At 61.1% G+C, this 1,935-nt stretch carries 1 protein-coding gene and 2 pseudogenes; all 3 read right to left on the bottom strand.

Going from position 1 to position 1,935, the window contains the following annotated elements; translation table 11 throughout:
• Window positions 1-83: 83 nt before the first annotated feature.
• Window positions 84-506: an IS30 family transposase gene (locus tag IF809_RS38455; protein WP_441258745.1), complete on the bottom strand. Its 423-nt coding sequence runs from the start codon at window positions 504-506 to the stop codon at window positions 84-86.
• A gap of 311 nt (window positions 507-817) precedes the next feature.
• Window positions 818-1,093, bottom strand: a pseudogene (locus IF809_RS38450) (IS110 family transposase); the annotation flags it as partial.
• A pseudogene (locus IF809_RS38445) lies at window positions 1,073-1,523 on the bottom strand (CoA-transferase); the annotation flags it as partial. The pseudogenes IF809_RS38445 and IF809_RS38450, both read right to left, overlap by 21 nt.
• Window positions 1,524-1,935 lie beyond the last annotated feature (412 nt).

Genomic DNA, 1,935 nt, shown 5'->3' with positions numbered 1-1,935 from the left:
TGAGCGCTCCTGCTCGCCAGCAGCTCCAATCCCTGCCAGTTCAAACCTTGCCGTCAGATTAAGTCGAAACTTCTACAGTTTACTCATGGCAGCAACTCGTCAAGCGCTTCTGCCGGCGTTTTCCAGCCCAGAGTCTTTCTCGGTCGAGAATTGAGGGCCGCTGCCACGGCGGCTATTTCGTCAGCGCTGTGGGGGCTCAGGTGTGTGCCTTTCGGGATGTACTGACGTAACGGCCCATTGGTGTTCTCGTTGGTGCCACGCTGCCATGGGCTTTGCGGGTCGCAGAAGTAGACCTGGACACCGCGTCGATCTTGAGACGATCTTGCTGAGCCATTTCGGCTCCCTGATCCCAAGTCAACCGAACGGCGCAGTTCTTGGGGCAAGGTGATGATGGTGCGCGCAATCGCGTCCCGCACGGCATCGGCCCCGTGTCCGGCGAGCGCAGGGCCGTTCTTCGTGCGCGGAGCTTCGCCATGTCCCGCGAGCCGGGGAAGATGCAATAGCATTGTGAAACGCGTCGTGCGTTCGACCAGCGTGCCGATCGCCGAGCTGCCAAGACCGCGGATGCGATCTCCCTCCCAATGTCCCGGTACCGCTCAATCGGCTAATTCGGCGGGGCGTTGGCTGATCATGATCTCCGGCGAGACAAAGCCTTTCCCTCACCTGCGCACGCGCGTTCTGGGCAGCGCCGGCTCATAAGCCGCGTCGCCTGTGAGCATAGCCCACACGATCCGTGCATTCTTGTTGGCAAGAGCCACGGCCACGACATTGGGATGGCGCCGTTGCCGCATCTTGCCGAGCCAGAGGCTTCGCGCAGCTGATCGGTTGATTTCGGTGGTACGAAGCGCATGGACGGACGGCCGACCGCTTCGCAGATGGCTTCCGCATCGTTCTGGTCGTTCTTGTTCGACTTGACGTATGGCGTCACGAACTGAGGGCTGATCAGTCGGACCTGATGGCCAAGCTCCGTGAGCACGCGAGCCCAATAGTGTGCCCCGTTGGAAGCTTCCATGCCGACCAGGCAGGCCGGTAAATTGGCGAAAAAGCCGGCAACCCCATCGCGACGCAACCTCTTTCGCACGACGACTTTCCCGCGGTTGGCCGAGTGCTCCATCACCACGACGACGCGGTTGACGCCGGCGACGAGATCCATCGGCCGCCCATTGCCTTTCACCATCTTGGCGGGATCATCCAGTAGGCGGGATCGCCGTTCTGGGCCACCTGCCTGTATGGCGCCGAGGATCGAACAGATCCATGTGACCGCCACGGATCATGCCGAAGGAATCGGCGCTCGAGAAATAGGCGGTCGACGGCAGCTCGCTCACCGTCTGCTTGTCGGCGTTGATGAGATCAGGATCGTCCTCGCCCTCATAGGGGAACGGGCCCATGCCGAGCATGCCGTTCTCGCTCTGGAGGCTGACGTCTATGCCGTCGGGGATGTAGTTCGAGACGAGCGTCGGGATGCCGATGTCGAGGTTAACGGAGTAGCCGTCACGCAGTTCTTTCGCTGCGCGTGCAGCCATCTGTTCGCGGGTCCGGCCATCAGATTTCAACTCCCGTGCCGGCCGCCGGGATGAACCTTCTTCATAAAAGATTGACCTTATGAGAGGAGCCGACGGGCCGGAAACGGCGACAGTTGGTATATGGTCCTGGTTGGACGAAATCTTCGGTGTTCTAATCAATGGTGACAGGCTTCGCCAAGCCAGCTTCCTAGTGCTGAGCGGTCCACCAGTCTCGTAGGCAAGCAGGGAGAAACGCCGAGAGCGTCAGCTCCACTTGGCCGATTGCAACACGCGAACCCCGCCCCCCATTCGGGCAAATTGCGAGTGCGACGGCCGCTGGTTAAGAGTCTCAGCACGCTACGGCCGGAACCTTCAACTGTTGCGGATCCCACGCAACCGCTGCGAGCGCCGGCGCAGCAGCTCAACAGTGGTC

The organism is Bradyrhizobium sp. UFLA06-24 (assembly GCF_054967145.1).
This window is presented reverse-complemented; position numbering and strand designations above follow the sequence as displayed.